The organism is Sulfidibacter corallicola (assembly GCF_017498545.1).
GTDB lineage: Bacteria > Acidobacteriota > Holophagae > Acanthopleuribacterales > Acanthopleuribacteraceae > Sulfidibacter > Sulfidibacter corallicola.
On the sequence record NZ_CP071793.1, the window covers coordinates 1,690,444 to 1,711,250 of the forward strand.

The following is a 20,807-nucleotide window of genomic DNA, read 5'->3' on the forward strand; positions in this document are numbered from 1 at the left end:
GAGACCCTGATATGACGAGTCCGAAAGAATATTTCTACATGTGTTCGCGGAAAAATTGTTTGCGACAGGATTGGCCTTCCTGCGTGCCAGGATAGGTTTCGCGCCCGCTGGGCCAGAATTTTCCGCTTCAGGTCCCGGGGGCCAGGACCTCGGCGGGATCGGGAACGCCAACTCAGGGTAGGCCAGGGGTACCGGCGCGAGTGCGACGGTGGTCGAGGCCCGCCCGGCTCAGGACGGTTCCGGGGTATGGGGCGTGGCCTCTTGCTCGAAGAGGGCGATCGATCGCACATAGGCGAGGAGATCCCACAGGTTCGCGTCTTTATCCGCCAACTCCGCCTGGGCCTTCAGCGATCGAACCAAGGCTTCGAACGGTAGGCTTTCCTTCGAGGCGGCCTCGTTCGTGGCTTCTTCCAAGTCATCGAGGGGAAGCGGCAGGTTCTCCAGGTCGCGGCCGCGTACGAATTGGTCGAATGCGCCGAACAGGGGCGTTCTCGGAGGGGTCTGAACGTCGCACTTTCGCCAGAGCGGATAGACCTGGCTCCATTGGTCTTCGGGGCCGGCATGCGCATCGGCGGCGACCGCGGGCGCGATCACCAGAGAAATGTCCCTTGGCGCGCCGACCCACCCGTGCTCGATGAATCCGTACAGCAGGGCTCTGGCGAAAAGGGCCACGCGGCTTTCGGCCTCCAGGTACCCGGTGAAGGCCGGCCCCAGCGGCCTGAGTGCATCGACGGATTCGATGAGTCGCTGCTCCAAGACGAGGGCGCGACGCTCGGGTCGGAACACGTGTAGGCCAAGGCGCACATGGGCCGGAAGGTTGTAATAATCCTTCTGTAACCGCTGGTAGGGCTTCAGGGACGGCAAAGGCAGCGCGTCGATCGAGGTAATCGCCGAAAACACGTGTGGATCGCGAAAGGTACACCGACAAAGGTGCTGCTTCTTGGCGAACTCGGGCTCCAACGCTTCCTGAAGTCCGGTGCAGAAGTCGCTCTCGTTCAGGTTGAGATGCATGTGGAAACCGTGGCGAGGGGCCAGGTTGCGATCGAAACGCACCATGGGGTAGGCCTTCCGGAACAACTCTCGAGCCAGGTGTTGCGGTGACGGCTGGCGCGCGGCGAGGTATGGGGTGATGTCCGTGTGGCACATGTCCCGCGTCAGGATATCCGCCAACCGCGTGAGCGCCTCCACGTGTTCCTCGACCCGCTCGGGGCTGGGGCTCAGCGTGTGGTGCCGGTCCGTCACCCACGTCAGTTTGACCAGGGGCTGTCTATCTTCCGCGGAAAGATGCCACACCAAGCGGTGGAGGTTTCCGTAGCAACCTCGATCGCCCAAGTACGCCTGGTAAAGGCGCTCCTCGAGTGCGTCCGAGTAAAGGTACTCGCGGACCGCGATGTCCAGGTCCGCCGCGCGTTGCTTTTTCAAGGCCTCTTCCCGTTCGGCGAGCACGGTGATCAAGGGCGTGCGTCGCGCGTCCTCGGTCTTTTCGGGGGGACCGACGATCGGCTCCACATAACGCGCCAGTTGCACGCGGATGGCCTGCACGATGCGTTGAAATTCTTCGATCAAGTCGGCGCCGAGATCTCGAAATTTGATTTGCTGCAGGTCGGGCTGGCTTTGCAGGCAAAGGTCCCGCAGCCTGTCCAGCGATGACGCCAAGGCTTCCAAGAGAAGGACCGTATCGCGGAATCTGGGAGCCGCAGTGCCCGATTCCACCGCGCCTCGGGTGTTGTTGAGCCAGTGCATTACGTTGCGCGAGAGTGACCATTGAAAGTTGAGCCTGTGGCTTTGTAAAAAATCTTGGGGCCGCTTGTGGGCGCGATCGGCTTCGAGGATCGCAAACAGCAGAAGAGGGTCGGTTCTGTTGACGGCCTGCATGATTTCTTGAATGGATCCGTTGGGTCCTTCCGCGGCGAGAAAGGTGTCCAACTGGTCGCGGATTTCCTGCATGTCCGATGCGCTCGGTTTCACGAATCCCCAACCCCCACCGGGTTTGGACTCCACCTGAAAATAAAAGGCGAGGAATTGGCGTGCGAAGCGAAATCGGAAGAGGGTCCAGTATTGGTAGATGGGTAGCCGAACGGTGAAACTGCCCATGGCGGAGATCACTCCGTGACCGCCGGCCTCTCTTTGGATTTGGTGCGACATGCGTTGCTGTTGCCAATGATGATCGAAGGCGCCGCCCGGTTGCGTGTAGAGGAAGCTGTGGAGCACATCGGCCATGGTCGGGTAAAGTGCCCGCTCCGGAGGTAGTTGGTGCACGGGAAAGCGCTCGCGATCACTGTCGAACAGCGTGACATGGTCCCAGATCGTGGTTTCCCAGGGTCCGTTCAAGGGTGAGTTAGGATCCGAAGCATAGCGTTCGCGATGGTCGATGCCCTCGTTCAGGAGGAATCGGTCGAGTTCGCGCAAGGTGGCGAAGCTGTTGGCTCGGGTCAGGCTCAGGTTGTCGGACTGAGACTGGAATCCGGTCGCGGTTGCCAGAAGGGCGTGATTGGTCAAACCCGGCATGCCCAGGTCGCGGGCCACGCGCTTGGTCAAGTGGCCCAGATCGGCGAGCATGGCGCTGCCGGTACCGCCGCAGTCGGAAGCCACGCAAAAAACCTTCGGCGCCTTTCCGCGTTCGGCCTGGTGCACGGCCGTCAGGGCCTGGGTGAGAGAATGCCAGATGCGACTCTCTTCGGTTCCTTTTTCCAGGTCCAGAAAGAGCGCGAGCCGACCCAACGGGCGTCGTTGGCCGGTACCCTTGGAGATGAGCAGTTCCTGATCGGCGAGGGTCGTGAACAATTCGCGCGGCCACCAACGCGCGATGCCCTCGTGCAAAAACCCGCCCTTGCCGCGCAGCGCGTCGAGATACGCGGTCCCCAACTCCGATTCTCGATGAAGGATCACACATTCGTCCGAGGTCAAGGCCACGCCGCCGACGCGGACCTCCATGGCCCGATCTCCCCGAATTTCCTGGTCGCAGGTATCCAGCAGCAAGAAGCGCAGGGTGTTCGGTACCTTGCCGAAGTTGGTCTCGATGATCGCTTTCTTGAGAAAGGTGAGGACCCAGCGCCCGGTTCCGCCCAATCCGACGACCAGCGTGGGCGCGGTGGGACGAATGAACGATTCCGGCTCGAAATGCGGCAGGAGATCGGGCGGTGGCGTGAGTGGTGGAGGCTCGCCGGGTTCGGGTACGCGCGCCGGTGCCCGTGACGCCACATACATGCGATAGGCGCTCCACTGCCAGGGCAGCAGACTGGCCAGCCAGGCCGCTGCCAGCGTCGTCCAGAGCCAAAGCGGTACCGATGCCGTGACTTCCGGAAGACTCCCCGTCACCACACCCGGAATGGCGAGCATGGCCGCGACGGCCGGCGGGAGCCCGAAAAACAGGGCAAGGGCCCTGGTTCTTTTTTGGCGATGTACCAATTTTTGATCCAGGAGTAGTCGTCCTCTCATTAGGGGCCCTCCAAAGCAGATGTTTCGCGGTGGGGAAAAGGGGATGCTCCGTGGCGAGGAGCCGAGCGGGCCGAACGCGTCGAGGGCCGAGGCGGTTCCTCGTCCCGACGGGGATCGGACTAACGCCCGGTTTCGAGGCGATGGGCGTATTTTGGCGGGAGTTGGAAGCGCGCCATGCGGGCCTGGGTCTTCTCGATGGCATAGGGCACGTCGTGGAAATGCAGGGTGGCGCGATTTCCCAAAACGAAAGGTCTCGCGGGGTTTCGGGTCGACTCGGTTTCCAGGGTGGCATAGGCGGCATTGGGGTTACCGTTGCGCGGTTGACCGACGCTGCCTGGATTGATCACGTGGAATGGTGCTTCCAGAGAGATCGGGTTGCGTGCCAAGTCGAATTTTTCCACTTGGGGATCCCCTGAAACATCGGTCAGGGCGTAGCAGAGCGGAATGTGGGTGTGTCCCGCGATCATCAGGCGTGGCAGGTCCCGACCGAATCGCGATTTCAGTGCCTGCAGCTCCAACAAGGCGTCGTCCGGATAACGGGTATAGGTGCGGGTGAGACGGTCGCTGCGAAAACCACCGTGTACGAGCACGCAATCTCCGTCGCGCAGGTATTCGGGCTGATCGCCGAAGATCGGCGCGTTCGTGGCGAGGAGCTGCATCTGCTCCACCGTGACCGCCAGGCTTTGTAGCATGGCCTCGTCATCGGCGATGAAAAAGCCCAGGGCGTCGCGATGGGTTCGAATGCGCTCCGGAATGGTCCCGGCCAGCCCATGCACCAGAAGGGCGGCCTGGTCGTGATTGCCCAAGATCCAATGGTCGGGATCGACGATTTCTTCGAGCAGGTTCAGGCACCGATGGGATTCCGGCCCGTAGTTCACGGCATCGCCCAGAAACCAAAAGGTATCGACATCCTGGGCTTCGGCGTGGTCCACCACGGCCTCGAGCGCTTGATAATTGCCGTGGACATCGCTGATCAGTCCGATTTTAGGCATGTTCGATCACCCGCTTGTAGTACAGGAGGTGTTTGTTGAAGGGGTCGAGCTCGAGGCCCTGGAGGACCAAGGCGCCCGCCTCGCTCAGATGCCGCCTGTCGATGGCGTCTCCGGCCCGTGCGAGAAGATCTTCCAGCCGTTCGTAGTGCATCAGACAGGCGTCGCTCTCGGATTGCCACTTTTTCCGATGGGCCTCCAACAGGGTGCGGCCGTGGTGGATGTCGTCCACGAGGGCTCGTGCCGGTTCGGAGGTTGCCGGTTCCGGAGGCTCGGCAAGGTTGAGCAGTCGCCGTTCGGCTTCATCGGCAAGGTCCTTGAGGCCTTTTGCGAGCGCCAGGTGGTCGCGCTTCTGTTCCTGCTCCTTGCGCAAGTGCGCCTCTCGGCCCAGCAGGTCGTCCAGGTCCGGAGCGGACTGCCGGTGCCAGGCACGCAGCATTTCCAGGTTGGCCAACCGTTGTTCGGCCCAGGCGCCCAGCTCGGCCAATTTGAGGGTGCGATTGGCAAACCGATCTCGGAGCCTGCCGACGGTGCGGCGGGCGTGGTAGTCGTCGTTGGGGTCCAGGTTGAACAGTTCCTGAACGAGTCGGGAGACTTCCGCGAAGTCGTGTTCGGCAAAGGCGGTGGCCAGGGCGGCCGCCGAATCGTGCACCTTTTGGCGCTGCTCCCGAACCTGTTGGATCCGGCGTTTCATGGATTGGACGCGGTGATGGTGATACTTGACGTATTGAACGGCCTCCGCGAACAGCCGATCCACGGCCGAATCGTCACCGGTTTCCTTGGCTTCCTCCAGGTATCCCTCGACCATCTTCATTTTGTGTTCGAACATTTTCAGGCCGTTGATGCGCTGATCGATCTTGTGAAGTTGGGCCATCAGCTTCGTTTTTTGGGCTTCCTTGGCCTGACCGAGGGCTTGGCGGATTTGTTCGGCCATGTCCTCCAGTTCGTCCAACCCCGGTTCCTCGCGTTCGAGACGGACGGCCCGCTGGATGAGTTCCTGCACATGGGCGTCGAAGCGAACAAGCAGGGCGCCGAGCCGTTCGCGCGGCTCCTGCAGGTCCGGATCGATGCGCGTGAGTTCGGTATATTTCGCGAGGAGGGTCACCACCGATTCACGACGGATCTCCAAGTCCTCGATATCCGAGGCCAGGCGCCGAACGGCTTCGGCCTGGAAATCCCGATACCGTTGCTGAACCGCCTCGCCGAAGCATTCGTGACCGCGCCCTGCCTGTTGGAGCCGTTCGAGCGCGGCTCGAATCGCGCCTTTGGCGTACATGTCTTCGACCTCGTCCAAATCTCGGCACAACGCCAGGGCGGTTTTGGCGATGGCCTCCAGGGAACCACCCGCGTTCTGGCGCATGCGGGCGATCTCTCTGGCGCGGTGCCGCTTGTCGGTGCGGAAGTACAATTCGAGCAACCTGCGATCCAATTCGAGGTTCGGTTTTTGTGCGCGGAACAGGGGCTCCAGCACGTGCAGTTCGCGTTCGGGATCGGTCTCGACGGCGGCGTGTTCGAACGCGAGTCGAAGGTGGGCGTGGGCCAAACTGTTGGCGATGTGTTCATCGCGATGGTTCAGTTTGCGAGCGGCCTCCCAGTGGGTGATCGCCGCGGTCCAGTCACCGCTCTGGGCGGCCTGCTCGGCCCGGAATACGGCGTGCTCCAATCGAACGCGGTGGACCAGGTTGCGTTCTTCGGTGCCCGAAAGGTCCGTCAATTGTTCCAGGACTTCGGCCGCATCTTCGAAATCCCGGTTCGCCAAAATCGTTTCCAGCCGGGTAACCAGTTGGGCGCGATAACGATCGTGGAGATCGACCTTGAGCCGGACCAGGCGGTCGCGATACGAAGAGGGCTTCAAGGGTTCGCTTTCCAAGCGCGCCAGGGCCTGTCCCAAGAGACCGCGCTCGTCCAGGAGCTGGATCTCCTCGTGCAGGGCTCTCGCTTCCTCCTCCTGGCCTTCCAATTGGGTGAGCCTGCCCAGATAGGATGCCGCTTCCTCGCGGTGTCGCGCGTTCAGGGCACACACGCGCTCGAAGGCCAGGCGCGCGTTCTGGAAACGACCGGCTTCGAAGGCTTCGCAGCCCGCCTGGAACTGGGAAGCGGCCTCCACGTTTTGCGACAGCGCCTCGACATCTCCGTTACCTGGCCATCGCTCGCTCAGGATCGCGATCTGTTCCCGGGCGTTTTCCAGGCGGCCTTCTCGGAACGCGTGGCGGGCCAGTTCCATGTTTTGATGGAATCCCTGTTGCTGGACCAGTTGGATTTCGAGGTCGTGAATGGTCGGGTTTTCGCGCACCTCGCGATCGAGCCGTTCCAACAGGGTCTTGGCATGGTCCAGATCTTTGGAGGCCAGCAATCGTTCCAACCGTGCCGCCGCGTTCCGAACCGCTTCGGCCACATCCTCGCGACGGTAGATTTCGTCCAACAGCTCGTTGCAACGGTGGTGAAGTGCCGTTGCCTGCTCGTTTTCTTCGAGCGTCGACAACTGCTCCAAAACGTGTTGGAGTCCCGTTTTCGCTTGTTCCAGTTGGGCGCGGCGCAGATCGGTCTGGGCCCGAACGACGCTCTGGCGTAGATGATCCAGCAGCCGGCGTTGCTCCAGGCCTCGGGCCCGCTCCAGGTAATAGGTCGCCTGCTCCATGTGAGGATGGCTGACCGATATCTCTTCGAGGATGAAGGCCGCCCGCTGGAATTCGTTGTGCTCGTTCATCAAGCGCAGGGCTTCCTGCATTCGGTCGTTCACCCGTTCACGCTCGTGGATCGCCAGGTCGAGTCGGTCTTTGATGCTTTGCAATTGATCGATTTTTTTATCGGGAAGATAGGGCAGCTCGAGCGCCTTTTGAATGTAGGTCAAGGCGAGATGCGGATTTTCTTTCTCGCATTGACGCGCCTTCTCGATCTTGTCGCCGGCTTTCTGTTCCGCGACATCGGCGGCGCGGCCTTCCAGCTTGCCTCGATAGGCATAGATGTCGTGGGTATTGCCATCGGAATCGGTGATTTCGGTGAGCTGGCGCTCGATCATTTGGTCCACCATGCGCAGCGCATCGGTGAACCGTTTCGCTTCGTCGAGGGTCGCGAGTTGGCCCAGCATCTTCTTGATTTGGGCCCGTTCGGCATTGGCCCGTTCCAGGAGTTCCCCGATCTGGGGCCCGGACTCGGGATCGGTACTCAACTCCTCCAGAAGTTGGCGGGCCTGTTCCACGTTCTCCAAGGACTTGGCGCCGTGATCGAGCAGGGTGACGGCGTGATCGCGCTTTTCGGCCCACGCCTTGTGCCTTCGGTGGGCAACTTCCCTTTCGTAGAGGTCGGCGGCGGCGGCCTGAACCTCGGTATCGCGAGGTGCGAGGAAGCGGGCCTGGTCGATGCAGGAACGCGCCGTCTGAAAATCTCCCGCCGCGATGGTATCGCGAAATCGATCCATGATCTCGCGGAGCGAACGGTTGACCGCTTTTGCCAGGCGCTGTTCGAGATCGCGTTTTTCGGGACTGTCGGGCAGATCCTCCAGCGCGGTTCTCGCCTCGTGAAATTGACCCTTGGCCAACAAATCATCGGCCTGCACCAGCGGTTCTTGTACGTGAGGATGGGGGGCCATGGCACGCTCCTTTTATTGGTTTGGCGATGTTTTAAATAGTAGGGATTGAGATGAGGAAGCATTAAGCGTCGGTTCACAATTTAATTTGAATTTGTCGTTTGTGTATTTCCCAAAAAAGACCCAGCGGTTATTGAATGGATCATGTGTACTATTGGTAATTTTTGAAAATATAAATTTTTTATCTGGGATGATTTCGAGATCCGAGATGCTGAAGTTGAATTTACCCTTAGTGGTGTTCACTATGTATTGATCTTCCAATTTGGGTTCCGAGCGAATTGCGTAACCTGGTTCTCGATAGGTAATCCGATTTACCGCCTGGTATGCCGAGGCTCCCTTTTGAATTGGGTCGTGATAGTTGAACCAGATCCATTGCTCGTTTACCTTGGCGAACCCCGAGAATTCCGTGGCGATTACCGAATCTCGTGCGGCGACGGCGGTCAGAATCTCGGCTGGTGAGGGAGGGGTATTGTCCATGTTGCGACGCTCGGTTTCGAGCTGTTCGTTCTTCTCTTGCAGTCGTGCGTTTTCGTTCCTCAGTCGAGAGATCTCGTGTGTCAGGTTCTCGTTTTCCCGGTGCAACGCCAGTCCTACCGGATCCTGTTGCCCATGCGGGCCTGGTTGCCCTGCAATGTGTTGCGATGCTTGAGAGACTTGGTCGATGAAAAGTTTGACGCTGAAACCCATGAGCGCCACGATCGCGATCGCCAGGGGGATCAGGATGGCCAGGAGCATGGGGTTCTTCGGCAAGTCTGCCGTGCGCGAGCTTCTTTGTGAAAACGCATGGCGAATGTTTTCGCGTTCCACATCGCCGAGTGGCCTTCGACGTTGATTCGCCTGAACCTCTTCGAACAGCGTGGCGAGCGCTTGATGGGTTTGACCCCTTTCCAAGCTCTTTCGGACCTGGGACCAATACTGGTGTTGCATGCTTGTCATGACATCATTTCCTATCGGTGGATGATACTTTCTCTTTGGGGTAGTGGAAGCCGAATTCAACCAGACGCGTAACCGTTGCATGAATGTTGAAAAGGATGTGTAGGCCATGGTCATTGGCTTGATTTAGACAGTGTTCCAAGCTTGAAATTATGGTTCTGGTGAACGCGGTCGGCGTTCTCGATCTCAGCTCCGAGCGACATTCGGATTTCAACGCTTCCGCAAGACAACGCAACTTGTACCCTTTTGGATCGGCGGCACAACTGAGAAAAAGATTTTGTAAATTCAGCTTGTTTTTTTTGATTTTTTCTCTGAGGTGCTCAATAAACAGCTTTTGATGGAGTTCGGGAAAGTCGCCATGTGTTCTTTGAATGGTAAGTAACGAATTTAGAGGATTCGTTTCGCGCCTACAGGCATCCTGGAGCTCCTGATAAGCTCGTTTCGCCTTTTCGAGATAGGATTGGGTGGCGTTTGGTTCGATCCCGCTGTAGGTCATTTCGATTTCGAGGTAGGGGCGGACCTTTCCCGTTTCCAGGTAGTCCTGCATGACGAGGTACTGAATGCGGTTCACTTTGCGCTGCAGGTCTTTGGTCGACCTGTCCGCGAGCTTGGAGAGTTTCGGCAGGCCGGCCATCAGGGATGTCGCGCGTTCCGAAGCCAGGCCGTTCAATTCCTCGATATCGGTTTTCAGTTGCGCCACTTCTTCGCAGGGGACCGAAAGCGGATCCTGGCTCAAAGCCTCGAAGACGTTCTGTTTCCTCATGGTGAGATGGGAAGCCCATTTGTCCAACGTGTTCCGGCGTTCCTCCTGGAGCTCCTGGATACGCCGCTCGACCTTGGCCAGCAGCGAGGGAGGACCCTGGCTTTTGCGAATCCGTTCCCGTTCGCGTTCCAAATCTTCCCGGAGCTGCTGAAGCCTGTGGTATCGCACGGGGGAGTCGGATTCGCTTCGATAGCCGTGGTCATCGACCAACTTGTGAACCGCAATGGCCAGGTCGCATCGATCGCGAAGGCACTGAGCCCTCTGGTCATAACCAAACCGTTCGATGGTGCGCAACACGGTCTCCGGATCCTCGTCGGTCTGCATGAGCGCCTCGACGTAGGACTGCTCCCACTTCAAGTATTCGAAAAACCACTGCAAGACAGGGCGATCGAGTGAACGGGCCTGCAATTCCGAAAGAAGAGAGGCGATGCTCTTGGGCGTCCCATCCCGGTTGCGGACCTGAAGATGATGGCCGGCAAGGTAATCGGCCAACCAATCGATCGACAGCACGGCGGCTAAATCGGATCGGTCATGCTCGAGGTTTTCGAGGTGCGGCGCCAGTGCTTTCAAGAGGAGATAGTATTCGTACTGGGCCTCGCAGTCCGATTGGAACTGACGGGCAGGAGCCTCGTTTTCTTGGATCAGGTTCTCGAATTCCCCAAGCGTCCTGTTGATGGTCTCGGCATGAAGCTGTCGTATCTTCGCCGAAGTTCTGTAGTAGATGGCATTCCATGACGACTTGAACCGGTGTTTTAGAGATGATTCCAGGGTTTCGGTTCGAGGGTCGATCCAAACCGTGTCGCATAGCTGAGAAATCAAATCCTGTCGCTGAGTTCTCTGAAGAATTTCTTTTTTTAACGCGGATTGATTCGGTTTCACCTGGGCACGCGAAGCTTTCTCGATCGCCGTATTGAAGTCGATCACCTGTCGTAACGCCCGCGTTCGTTCCTGGAGGCGGGCTTTGGCCGCGTCACTTTCGATGACCTCACCGATTTCCAGATAGGCCTCGAGCTTTTGTGTCGTCCGTTCCAGGAAATCGTCGGGTCGTTCCTTTTGGAAGTAGTGATCCAGAAACGTCCACTCCAGATTGGCGACCGATGCGTTGTGTGCATCCGAGAGTGGGTTGACCGTCGCTTTCGAAAGGAGGGCGCGGTGGGTCTTGGCGGCTTCGAGCTGGTCCAGCGACAGCATCTCCGGTGGATGGGCCAGGAAGTGTAGGGCTTCCTTCACCTGGAACAATTCCTCCTGCCACGCCGCGCCCTCTTCAAGGGCGGCCCATCCCTTCGCATCGATGTCGGCGAGCGCGTCGGCGCAGGTGTGCTCGCCGATGTCCGGGTGTTGTCGAAACGCCGATCTTGCCTTCCGGATCGCTTCGCGTTCGCGAGCGAGAAGCGCGTCGAGGCGGGCGCGAATGGCCGCGCTGGTTTCGCCCTCGTAGACCCAGTGATCGAAAACCGGCCGTTTCAGGAGTTCCTGCAGCGTTTCCGCTCTTTGCCATAGGGGTCGATGGGACAGTTCGATGTAGGTGCGTTCGATGGCTTGGGCCCAATCTCTGAGCGTGGTCCGAAACGACTCCAGCTTGTTCCCTTCGAGAAAAGGCAGGCGGCTCAGCGCTTCATCGTTCTGTTGAAACGCGTCGCTGGTGGGATGGGCGCGAAGGCACTCGATGCACGCTTCCGCTTCCCGTTCGGCGAGCTGGGCCAAACGTCTTGACAGGGCCGCATTTTTTTCCGCATGTTCGGGCCTATGTTCCGGGTAACACGTCAACTGGTGCCAAGCAGCCTCCAGGTCGGACAGTGGTTGGTTCGCTTCGATCATCATCGCCAATCGGGCGCGAAGATGTTCCGCCGTTCGCGTTTCGAACATACGTTTCACCGGCTCTTGAACCAGGCCGCGTTGCAGGTGTTCGTGGATTTCGTCGTAGCGATCTTCTCTCGATTTCCGTTCCAGGTAACAACCGAGGACGCTCTGCGCCAAACAGGCCTTGGCGTGGGCGTGAAAGTCGTCGTCGCGTAACGTTTTCGCGAAATGCTCGCTCGCCTCCTGCCAATGACCCCGCGACAATGCCTTCGTGCCATTTTCCCAACACCGAACGAGCCGGTTCAGGCGTGCCTGAAGATCGTTTCGTTTTTCCTCCAAGGGTGGAAGGTGATCCAAATTCGGATTCTCCTGGTGCGTTTCCACCGGAAAAGCCGAAAGCGCGTCCAAGGCCTGGGTCAATTGATTTTCGGCAATGTGCGATTGAACCCGCCCCTGAACGTTCAGGAATTCGATTTCCCGTTGCAGGGGGCGAAAGACGGGAAGTGCCTCTGCCGGCAGGTTTTGAATGTGCATCGACGCCGTGTCGAAATCGCCATCCAAAGTGGCGTCGATGATGGATTTGATGAAGTCCTCGAAGGGTGCCGTGAGCTTGGAAGAATGGAGCACGTTGTTTTGGGTGGCGACCGCGTAGAGCCGGACCTCCGTGTTCTCGGGTTCTTCCGCGAGGGCCAACTTGAAGTCCTCCATCGCTTTGCGCGTATGCCCCGTGCGCAGCCGGGACATGGCGCTGGCGAAATGGGTCCGCTGGTTCCGGCTCAGTTCATCGCGCACGTCCTGCAAGGCCTGGATCACTTCGAGCTGTTGCGCACTGGAGAAAAGCTCCGGATGCTGCCGTTTGCTCAGGACATCCAGTGCCAGATGGGCGTCGTGCAGTTGCTTGTGCGCCTTGTCCCGCCGCGCCTGGATCATGAGCCGCTCGGGATCGGTCATCGCGAGGTCCAGCCGTTCCAGGTGACGGTCGATCCGTGATTGGATCTCGCCCGGGTGTGTGTCGCGAGGCGGTTGGTCGGGGTTCCCGACCACCAGGGCCGTGACGATGCCTTGGGTTCCCACCGTCAGGTTACGGAAGGGTGCGGCTTCGAGGTAGGCTTGGTTTTCCAATTGCCGACGCCCGTCGTTCGTGCGGCAAATCGGCAGCGGTACACCCGTGAGCAATTGGTGCAGGTAGTTGCCCATGCGCAGGAAATCTTCCCGATTGCCTTGCTCCAAGTCCTTTTTGTTCAAGACGTTCCAGTCGATGACCGTCAAGTGGCCCTCGTGCCAGAACAGGTTGCCCAACTTCATGTCCGAGTAACTGGCCTGTAGGTCACCGTGCAGCATCTCCAACACGTCGGCCAACTGCCTTCCGATCCGCAGCACTTCGCGTTCGTCGAAAGGCTTTAGCCGGCGCTGGGTCAGGGTGTCGTCGAGCGCCATCCCCGGCGCGAGGGTCATCACGAAAAAGGGGAGGGGAGTGGCGGCTTCTCCGGGTTTCGCGGGATACGCGAGGGTGCCCTCGTCGATCACCCGTGGGATATGGCGGCTCCTGCGCCGGGTCTCCACCTGTTCGAAGTGGCGCAGGGTTTGGATCTCGGTGAGAAAGGTCGATTTGAGGGCGTGATCCAAGTCCGGTTTGCTGCATTTGAGGGCATAGGCGCGGTCCTGGGAATCGACGACGTGGAACACGACCGCCGTCGCTCCGGGCAGACCGAGCGGTTGGGTCACGCGATAGGTGTTTCGGGTGGTCGAGATCGTCGTGCCCGCCTTGATGGCGAACGAGGCGGATGCCCGTTCACTGGGTTGACGATCGGCGAGGGCTTTGGGGGATGCGGTGGTCTGCTGCATGGTCAAACCAGCGCCAAGCGCTCGACTTCATCGGCCAGCATCAAATGGAACAGGTCTTCGAGGTCGGTTTTCAAACCCTGTTCCATCCGTTGCAGGTAGCCGCCGAGTGACTCGTCCAAAAATTGGTGGATACGCTCGATGTTGGCCGCCTCGTCTCCGGATTCCGCTTCCCGAGCCAGCAAAATGCCTTTCAGGTGGTTTTCCTCAATCGGCGTGTTGGGGGCGTGCAAACCGCCGCAACGGCAATCGTTGCGTTTGAAGACGAAGGTGTCGATGGCTTCGAACAGATCCGGCATCCGTTCCTGGGGTTGGGTCAACCATACGTGTTTGGCGCCGAATCGCATGCCCCGAAACTCGGTTTCCGGCATCTTCAGCGCATAGAGCGGCAGGCCCTCGTCGTCCTTGTCGCGCACGATGAGGCCGTAGACCAGGGCACGCAAAAAGTGACGGACCCAGGGACGGTGCTCCAGAATGAAGGTGATGCGTGTGGAGAAGGTCCGCCTGCTCTTGTTGCGTTCCTGCAACCGATCTTCGTAGTGGACCGCGTGGACTTCGGCCGGGAAGTTGTGGAGCAGGGTGCGGTTGGCCGGGTACTCCATGTAGGCTTTTTTCAGTTCTTCATAGAGTGCCAATGACGGCAATTCGATCACGTCCTGGGTGTTGACCAGGGTGGCCTTGTAGGTATTGCCGCAGGAGGTCAACTGGGCGTCGTCCTTTTTGGCACCGCTGTGACGCCGAACGCCCAAGGCAACCTGTTCGAAAAAAGGTGCATCGCCCTCGATCCGGCCGCACTGGATCGAAAGGTAGTTGGCCGGCTCCATGTGCGGCGGTGTGCGGCGCAGGCGAAGCAGGGGGCTGCCGTGAAGGTGGAAGGCGTCGGCCACGTCATCCGGGGTTTGGTCCATGAGGCGCTTGGCCACGGTTTCTTCTTGGGCCAGGGTTTCGAAGGCATCCTTGGTGATGTCGAGGAGGAGGCGTGCGCGGGCCTCGATGGAGTCCAAGTGTCGATGTTTCTCGCCTCGAAACGGTTGCCGGCCGACGTGGAGCATCACCTCGCCTCGATCAACATCGATCGACCAGTGACTCTTGCGGAGCAGTTGGTCCAGGTAGTCATCGGCCCGTCGACGGTACAGCAATTCTTCGTAGGCCTTGTTGGTGATTTCCCGTTGGACCGGCGCCAACTTCGCCGCATGCTCGCGACGGGCGATGACGCGATGACGAGCCGCTTGAATGCGGGCGTAGATCGAGGTCGTCTGGTGGTCTCCGAGCACCAGGGAGGTGCTCCAGTTTTTGAAGGCGGCCAAAAGGTCGTTGGTGACTTCGAGAAGGTCTTCCGTAACCAGGCCGACCATGTCCCAGAGGAGTTCCTGTTTTTCGGCTTCGAGCAGGGCCTCGGCGGCGGCGAGGTAGGCCGTTTGAGAGGTGAAGCCCGAGCGTTCCAGGAAACCGAACTTCTCCTTGTCGCGCGTCATTTGGGCGCGCGAGGCTTGCGCCTCGTGCCGCAAGCGGTCCAGGGCGCCGATCCCGCCGCGGTATTGCCTGACGGCACCGAGAAACAGGCCGTAGCGTTCCAGGCTCCTGGTGAGTTCCCTCAGAAAAGCCAAGCCGTAGCCCAGCTTGCCGCCCCGGGCGATGCGCGGTTCGGCATCGCCGGTGCCGTTGAGGAGTTCGAGGCATTGGTGCGTCAGGCACTGGGAGAACCGCAGCTTCTGGATGCCGCGATAGCGTTCCAAAGCCTGACGAAACTTGCCGCCGCGCGCGAGCCCGTCGTCACCGGTTCGCCCCAGGTACTCGGCCCGGTAGTGGTCCACCTCGCGGATGATGCGGTCGTAGTCGAGATTGGGCTTGCGTTTGAGTTCCTTCGACGTCTTGACCTTCTGGCGAAGGCGATTGTCGATGAGCATGGCGCTCACTTCCAGGCGGACGTCCGAAAAATCGGCGTCGTTCATGTCGGGTTCGATTTTCCGCAGCAAATCCAGCGTCTCGCGACTGGCTTCCTGCTCGACCAACACGGACGAGCGGTCACCACCCTGATCCAGGATGGTGAGGACTTCTCGAAGGTACAGGGTGCCGCGTGCGCCCTCCGCCGTACGTGGGTTGTTCATGAACTCTCGGGCCTCGTCCGCACCGCTCGCGTGATCCCGTTCGCGGTTTTCGTTGTCGGCGAGCCGCTTGGGATTGCCGGACACGTCCATCTCGGGAGAGGTGAGCGTGACCAGGAACTCCAGGGCGAGGGTGCAGGCGTGCTGCTCGATGATGTCGTTGAGCGGTAATTTGAAGGCGTAGGTGCCCAGGGTACTGAAATAGGCGGTGCAGTCGTTTCGATTCAACTTCTGCATGACGTTGGTCGCATGTGTCGCCTGGTCCTTGCCGGCATGGTCGTCGATGAAGGTCAGAATCGCGTCGGCCAGGGAGGGGTAGACGCCGTATTTGGCGTCGACCGTTTCCAGCGGATTTTTTTCCCGGCCGGCATCGACCAGGTAACAGAGGTCGAACAAGCGCTGGCGAACCGGTTCGCGCAGTTCGCTGAACGCCGCATTGAGGTTGTAGTCCATGGGGTATGCACGGTCACCGAACACGGTCAGAAACCGGCTCAGTTCCCGCAGGGTGGCAAATGCGCGGGCCTTCATCCCCAGATCGTTGCCCCCGGCGAAGGTACTTTGAAACGCCGCCGGGAGGACGAAAAAGCCACGCATGGTGAACCGGTCACCCAAGGTATCGCGGGCGATGGTTCGGGTCAGGTGGGCCACGTCGATCGCCATGCCGGACCCGGTTCCCCCGGAGAGCGACGCCACGATCGCGATCTCCATCGAACCGCGTTCGTGCACCTCGGCGCGAATCGATTGAAGCGCCTCCTGGATGGAGGAAAACAAATGGGACGAGGTGGGGCTGGCCTCGAGGCTCTTGAATACGGCCATGCGGCCGAAGGGCCTCATCTGACCGGCGCCTTCCTCCAGGTCGTAGGCCGCGGCCGGCAAGCTGGTCAGATAGGTTTTGGCCTGCAACCACTTGGCGATGTGCGGATGGGCGGATTCGGTCACGATTTCGCGCACGATGTTTTGGATGTTGCCGCCCATGTGCCGGAACTCGCCCGCATCCAGGCGAACCCCTTCCACCACGATGGGCTCTTCCTCGCGAGGCTTGGGCGAGGATTCCGTCATCTGGGGTGCGGTATCGAAGGCCAGCAGTTTGACCTCCTTCGGAAGGGTACCCTGTCCCTCTTCCAGCAGTTCTTTCTTGATATAGGTGAGCACCCATTGACCGGTGCCACCCAGGCCGATGACCAGTGTGGGTCTAGACATACAAACTCCTTGGCGATCGTTCGGTTCTGCGATCTCTTCTTGGAAACCGGCACGGCCCCTCGGGGCGATCTCGGTTCCCGGGCGATGGGGACTCAGCGTGTGCCGGATTCGTAGCGCACGAGAAAGGGTGCACCGTCGAGTGAGGCGGCGGTGCCGTCGGTCAAGACGCGCGATTCCAGAAGGACCTCTTTCTGCGGGCCGCGCGCCGAAACCACGATTCCGCCCAAGGCATCGGCTTGGGATCGAATGGCGAGTTCGTGGATGTTGGTGCGGGCCGGAAGATCCTTCGCCTTCAACACCATGCGATGGCGCCATTTTCGCGAGATGGGAATGGGATACTTCCAAAAGCTGCCGTGTTGTTCGAAGGTCAGGGTGCCCACGAGCGGAAATCGCACGGTGCGGTAGGTGCGCCATACCGCACCCGACAGCCCGGCCAGCAGGAGCAGCACCACACAACCCAATTGGACGAGATGCCATGGGGTGAGCACCACCTCGACCGAAGGTGTCGGTGCCGTGGGCAACGAGACGATGTACCGCTGTTTGATGAGGACGGGGTCCAATTTGGGGTCGAGCCGGTAGGTTCCCGGCGGCCACCACGGCAGTGCCACGCTCCCGCCCAGGCGATGCGGTTCCTCGCGCAGGAGAGGCACCGCCGTGCGGTGACCGTTCGGGTGCACCAGGTCCATGGTGAAAAACGCGTCGTGAGTCAGGCTGTCCAACGGCACGGGTTGACCCGCCTCGTCGCGAAACTCCCAGGTGAAGGGCTGGGTTCTGCGGGTGAACATCCAGAATCCCCACAGGGGAACCGCAGGTGGGTTGGGCAGGATGGGCTGCGCCCGAACCCCGTCACCGGAACCGACCTTGAATTTGGCGTAACGATCCCGGTAGATTTCGATCGGGTGACCCTGGTGGTCGAGAGCCCCTACCAGGATCTCGGCGCGATAGGTGCCTTCCCGTTCCAGGGACACCGGCACCACCGTTTCGAACAAGCCGGGATCCTCGGATGCGGCGGCTTTCATCGAGACGCGATCCTGAACCGCACCGTCGGGATCGACCAGGGCCAATTGAAGGCTCAGCGGGTAATCGGGATGCTCCACGACCGGTTGGCCGAGGTCGTCGATGACTCGGTAGCGAATGCGGGTGCGTTCGGTCCTGCGCAGCCGTTGTTGCGCGTGGGGCGATTCGAGTGCGCCTCGAACAAAAAACTGCTTCACGCGAACCTGGACCTTGTCGCCGAAATGCGTCTTGCGGATTTTCCAGAGACCGGGCGTGGGCCTTTTGATCAGTACCGTCTCGAGGTTGGGGCCGACCCGGGTCACTTCCATCCGCGTTTCGTCCAGCGGGTCGGTTTCGTTTGGTGGATAAAAGAGCACCCCGTGATCGGATTCGGTTTTGAAGACATTGAGCACCACGGAATCCAGATAGGGTGGGATGAACCTGTTCTGGCCTGGCAGCCAGTTGTCCCCACAGATGCTCAGGGCTTCGCAAAGCCGGGAATACACCGATTCGGCATCCGATTGATCCAACTTTTCCGCATGCCCCCCGGTGACCCGAGCCCAAAAGGGACCGTACTCGTCCCAGTAGTCGCTCCCTGCCGCGTTCAGCCCGAACACCCATATCGCGACATCCTCCAATTCCGTTTGGATCAGATCCGCCAACTGCGCCTTGTACTTTTCCCGAATATCTCGATAACCCACGAACGCCGGGCGACCGTCGGTGATGATGATCATTTGGCGCACTCGCTCCGGATCGCCGGGAAGCCGCCGAAAGTGTTGGGTTCCGGTTCGCAGGGCCCGCATCATGCGGGTTTCGCTCGAGTCGCGGTACAGCGATTCGGGCTCCAGTACCTCGCGGAGCCGGGCGATGGAACGGTCGGTCACCGAGGTGAACGGCAAGGATACCCATACCGAGTCACCAAAGCCGACGACGCACAACCGGTGGACCACCCGGCTGGTACGCTGGTCGTTGTAGAGATGATCCAGGATCATGCCGATCATCTGGTTCCGCATGTTGCTCGGGTCGTTGGGCGGCAGTCTTTTTCCGTGGCCGTGAAACCGGGACATGCTGCCGGATTGATCGACGGCCACCAACAGGTCGAGCCCGGGTTCCGCTTTCCCCGATGGGTTCCAAAAAAGGAGGGCGGCGAGGCACCAGGCCATTTTTGTCCAACCGATTCCAGGTTTCATGGTTCCTCCGACGACGCAGTTTTCGCGCGATCCGTGACACTTTCGTGTTCGCGAGAGGAAGACCCCGATCGGTCGAGAGGGTTTAGCGGGACGCGGGAAAGAGGCGACGGATGTTCGGGGTCGTCGGTGGTCGGCTGGTTGGTCCGGGTTCCGGTCACGAAGATTTTTCGTGAGAGAATGGTGATGGGTAATTTGCTTGTAGGTGAAAGTTTGTTGTCGATAAAATAAAGCAAATTTTTAACAGGTTGATGTTGGTTGGTATAAGAGAGAATTAATATATTTTCCAAAAATGCTAAACCTGTGAAGCGACCTCCAGTCTTTACGGGCAAACCTTGCCACCCCGCCACGACAAGACCGGGGCGTGGCGTTCGTCGATCCGTGGAGCGACGCGACGAACCCCCTGTCCACTCCGGAAGAGATCAACGTCAACCCTTGCGTAACCATATCAACTACATGATTTTACGTGTTTCTGCGAGAAGCCGAATGGGAGAAAGATGTCAATGGAGCACTTGCTGACAGGTTTACCCGGCTCCCCTGAGTACCCGACCCTTCGCGACCAACTCACCCTTTTTTACAGTGAAGGTTACCTGCACCGGTTTTTTCGGAAGCGGGGGTGTACCCATCATGAATGTGAAGACTTGACCCATGAGGTCTTTTTGAGAGTTTGCAAATCCTTGAATACGTTGAAAAAAGCCGGTTCCGTCAAGTCCTGGGTCTACACGATCGCCCGCAACGTGTTTGCGGACTATCTCAAGAGCACCAAGGGAAAATGCACGCGTGACGGCGAATCGGTAAAAATCGTTTCACTCGAGGCGGAGGACGGTCCCGGTTCCACCGATTCCCTTCCGGAACGCGTGGCGGCCTCCCGTTCACCGACTCCTGAAGAGGCGTTGTTACAAGGGGAAGAGCAGGCCATGAAACAACACCGCCTGAAGCTGTTGAAAACGGCGATCGAACAACTGCCGACCCAACGTCGTCACGTGATTCTTTTGCGGTATTATCAGCAGTACTCCATTCTAGAAGTTGCGGCCATCAAGAAATTGAGTCCGGGTGCCGTGAAGGCGACCCAAAGTCAAGCCGTTCAGCAACTCAGGGAAAGACTGGGTGACGAATTTCAGTTCGACATCGACATGTGAAGAAACGAGGAGAGATTGTGCCCCCCAAACCTTCCATCAACGAAGCTTTTCGGGAATTGGCTTCGCTCGATCATATGGCACCCGGCGACGATCATCCGGACGAAGAGGTCCTGGTGGATTACGTGGATGGCTTGCTCGACGAATCGGAGAACGAGACGGTCGCCGAACACTTGAGCCGGTGTCCGTCGTGTTCGAAAACGGTGCTGTACCTCGGCAATGCCGCCATCCCATCGTCGCCGGATCCCGCCTCATCGAGTCCCGCGGCCGAGACCGCGACCGTCGCGCCGTCGGTCGCGGAACCGTTGCGTCGAGGGAAGGGAGGGCGTCCGTGGATTCCGGTCATGGCTGCGGCGGTGGTGGCCGGCCTCGCCTTGTTGGCGGGCTACTTCTACGGTGCAAGTGCACGCCCGGCCGCGGCCTATCCGGTAGATCTGTTCGCGATGGAGACCTGGGAGGTGCGCGGGCCGGATTCGGTGAGCGTCGCGACACCGAGCGACAAAACACCCTACCTCGTGTTGAACCTCAACACCAATCCCGAACGGGAATACGACAGCTACCGCGCCAGTCTCTACGTGGAAGCGACGCCCTTGGGCGGAGCCTTGTTGGAGCAGGAACTCTTTTATTTGAAGAAAGACGGCTATTTTTCCATGATCGTGCCCACCCGTCGGTTACCGGAAAACCACTACCGCATCGTAATCACGGGGCATGCCGATCGCGCCGACGCGAACCCCGTCTCCTTGGCCAATTTCACGTTCAAGGTCCAACATGCGCCCTGATCCGTGTCGAAAAAGAACACGGACGTCGCGAGAGCCCAAATCGGGATCGCTGC

General features: G+C 59.6%; 9 protein-coding genes. 2 read left to right on the top strand and 7 right to left on the bottom strand.

Annotation, left to right across the window (positions count from 1 at the left end; all coding sequences use genetic code 11):
* Positions 1-228 precede the first annotated feature (228 nt).
* From J3U87_RS04880 to J3U87_RS04910, 7 genes are all read right to left on the bottom strand, one after another.
* Positions 229-3,438 carry a tubulin-like doman-containing protein gene (locus J3U87_RS04880; RefSeq protein ID WP_237381910.1) on the bottom strand — a complete coding sequence of 1,070 codons (3,210 nt, stop codon included), beginning with the start codon at positions 3,436-3,438 and terminating at the stop codon, positions 229-231.
* Positions 3,439-3,557: 119 nt separating this feature from the next.
* On the bottom strand, positions 3,558-4,430 hold the full coding sequence (locus J3U87_RS04885; protein WP_237381911.1) for a metallophosphoesterase family protein: 873 nt from the start codon (positions 4,428-4,430) through the stop codon (positions 3,558-3,560).
* Complete coding sequence (locus J3U87_RS04890; RefSeq protein WP_237381912.1) at positions 4,423-8,016, bottom strand: coiled-coil domain-containing protein; 3,594 nt, start codon at positions 8,014-8,016, stop codon at positions 4,423-4,425. Before J3U87_RS04890 ends, J3U87_RS04885 begins: the two co-directional genes overlap by 8 nt.
* A 12-nt stretch (positions 8,017-8,028) precedes the next feature.
* On the bottom strand, positions 8,029-8,949 hold the full coding sequence (locus tag J3U87_RS04895; RefSeq protein ID WP_237381913.1) for a bZIP transcription factor: 921 nt from the start codon (positions 8,947-8,949) through the stop codon (positions 8,029-8,031).
* A gap of 4 nt (positions 8,950-8,953) precedes the next feature.
* Positions 8,954-13,354 carry a serine/threonine-protein kinase gene (locus J3U87_RS04900; protein WP_237381914.1) on the bottom strand — a complete coding sequence of 1,467 codons (4,401 nt, stop codon included), beginning with the start codon at positions 13,352-13,354 and terminating at the stop codon, positions 8,954-8,956.
* Between the two features lie 2 nt (positions 13,355-13,356).
* Complete coding sequence (locus J3U87_RS04905) at positions 13,357-16,656, bottom strand: tubulin-like doman-containing protein (protein ID WP_237381915.1); 3,300 nt, start codon at positions 16,654-16,656, stop codon at positions 13,357-13,359.
* Between the two features lie 92 nt (positions 16,657-16,748).
* Complete coding sequence (locus J3U87_RS04910) at positions 16,749-18,842, bottom strand: vWA domain-containing protein (RefSeq protein WP_237381916.1); 2,094 nt, start codon at positions 18,840-18,842, stop codon at positions 16,749-16,751.
* Positions 18,843-19,342: 500 nt separating this feature from the next.
* Here J3U87_RS04910 and J3U87_RS04915 point away from each other — a divergent pair, with 500 nt between their 5' ends.
* Positions 19,343-19,978 carry an RNA polymerase sigma factor gene (locus J3U87_RS04915; RefSeq protein ID WP_237381917.1) on the top strand — a complete coding sequence of 212 codons (636 nt, stop codon included), beginning with the start codon at positions 19,343-19,345 and terminating at the stop codon, positions 19,976-19,978.
* Between the two features lie 17 nt (positions 19,979-19,995).
* Positions 19,996-20,754, top strand: coding sequence for a zf-HC2 domain-containing protein (locus J3U87_RS04920; protein WP_237381918.1), 759 nt, complete (start codon positions 19,996-19,998; stop codon positions 20,752-20,754).
* Positions 20,755-20,807: the final 53 nt, after the last annotated feature.

Excerpts from the sequence above, each read along its gene's own strand:
- J3U87_RS04880 (WP_237381910.1), bottom strand. The coding sequence starts at position 3,438 with ATGAGAGGACGACTACTCCTGGATCAAAAATTGGTACATCGCCAAAAA.
- J3U87_RS04885 (WP_237381911.1), bottom strand. The coding sequence starts at position 4,430 with ATGCCTAAAATCGGACTGATCAGCGATGTCCACGGCAATTATCAAGCG.
- J3U87_RS04890 (WP_237381912.1), bottom strand. The coding sequence starts at position 8,016 with ATGGCCCCCCATCCTCACGTACAAGAACCGCTGGTGCAGGCCGATGAT.
- J3U87_RS04895 (WP_237381913.1), bottom strand. The coding sequence starts at position 8,949 with ATGACAAGCATGCAACACCAGTATTGGTCCCAGGTCCGAAAGAGCTTG.
- J3U87_RS04900 (WP_237381914.1), bottom strand. The coding sequence starts at position 13,354 with ATGCAGCAGACCACCGCATCCCCCAAAGCCCTCGCCGATCGTCAACCC.
- J3U87_RS04905 (WP_237381915.1), bottom strand. The coding sequence starts at position 16,656 with ATGTCTAGACCCACACTGGTCATCGGCCTGGGTGGCACCGGTCAATGG.
- J3U87_RS04910 (WP_237381916.1), bottom strand. The coding sequence starts at position 18,842 with ATGAAACCTGGAATCGGTTGGACAAAAATGGCCTGGTGCCTCGCCGCC.
- J3U87_RS04915 (WP_237381917.1), top strand. The coding sequence starts at position 19,343 with ATGGAGCACTTGCTGACAGGTTTACCCGGCTCCCCTGAGTACCCGACC.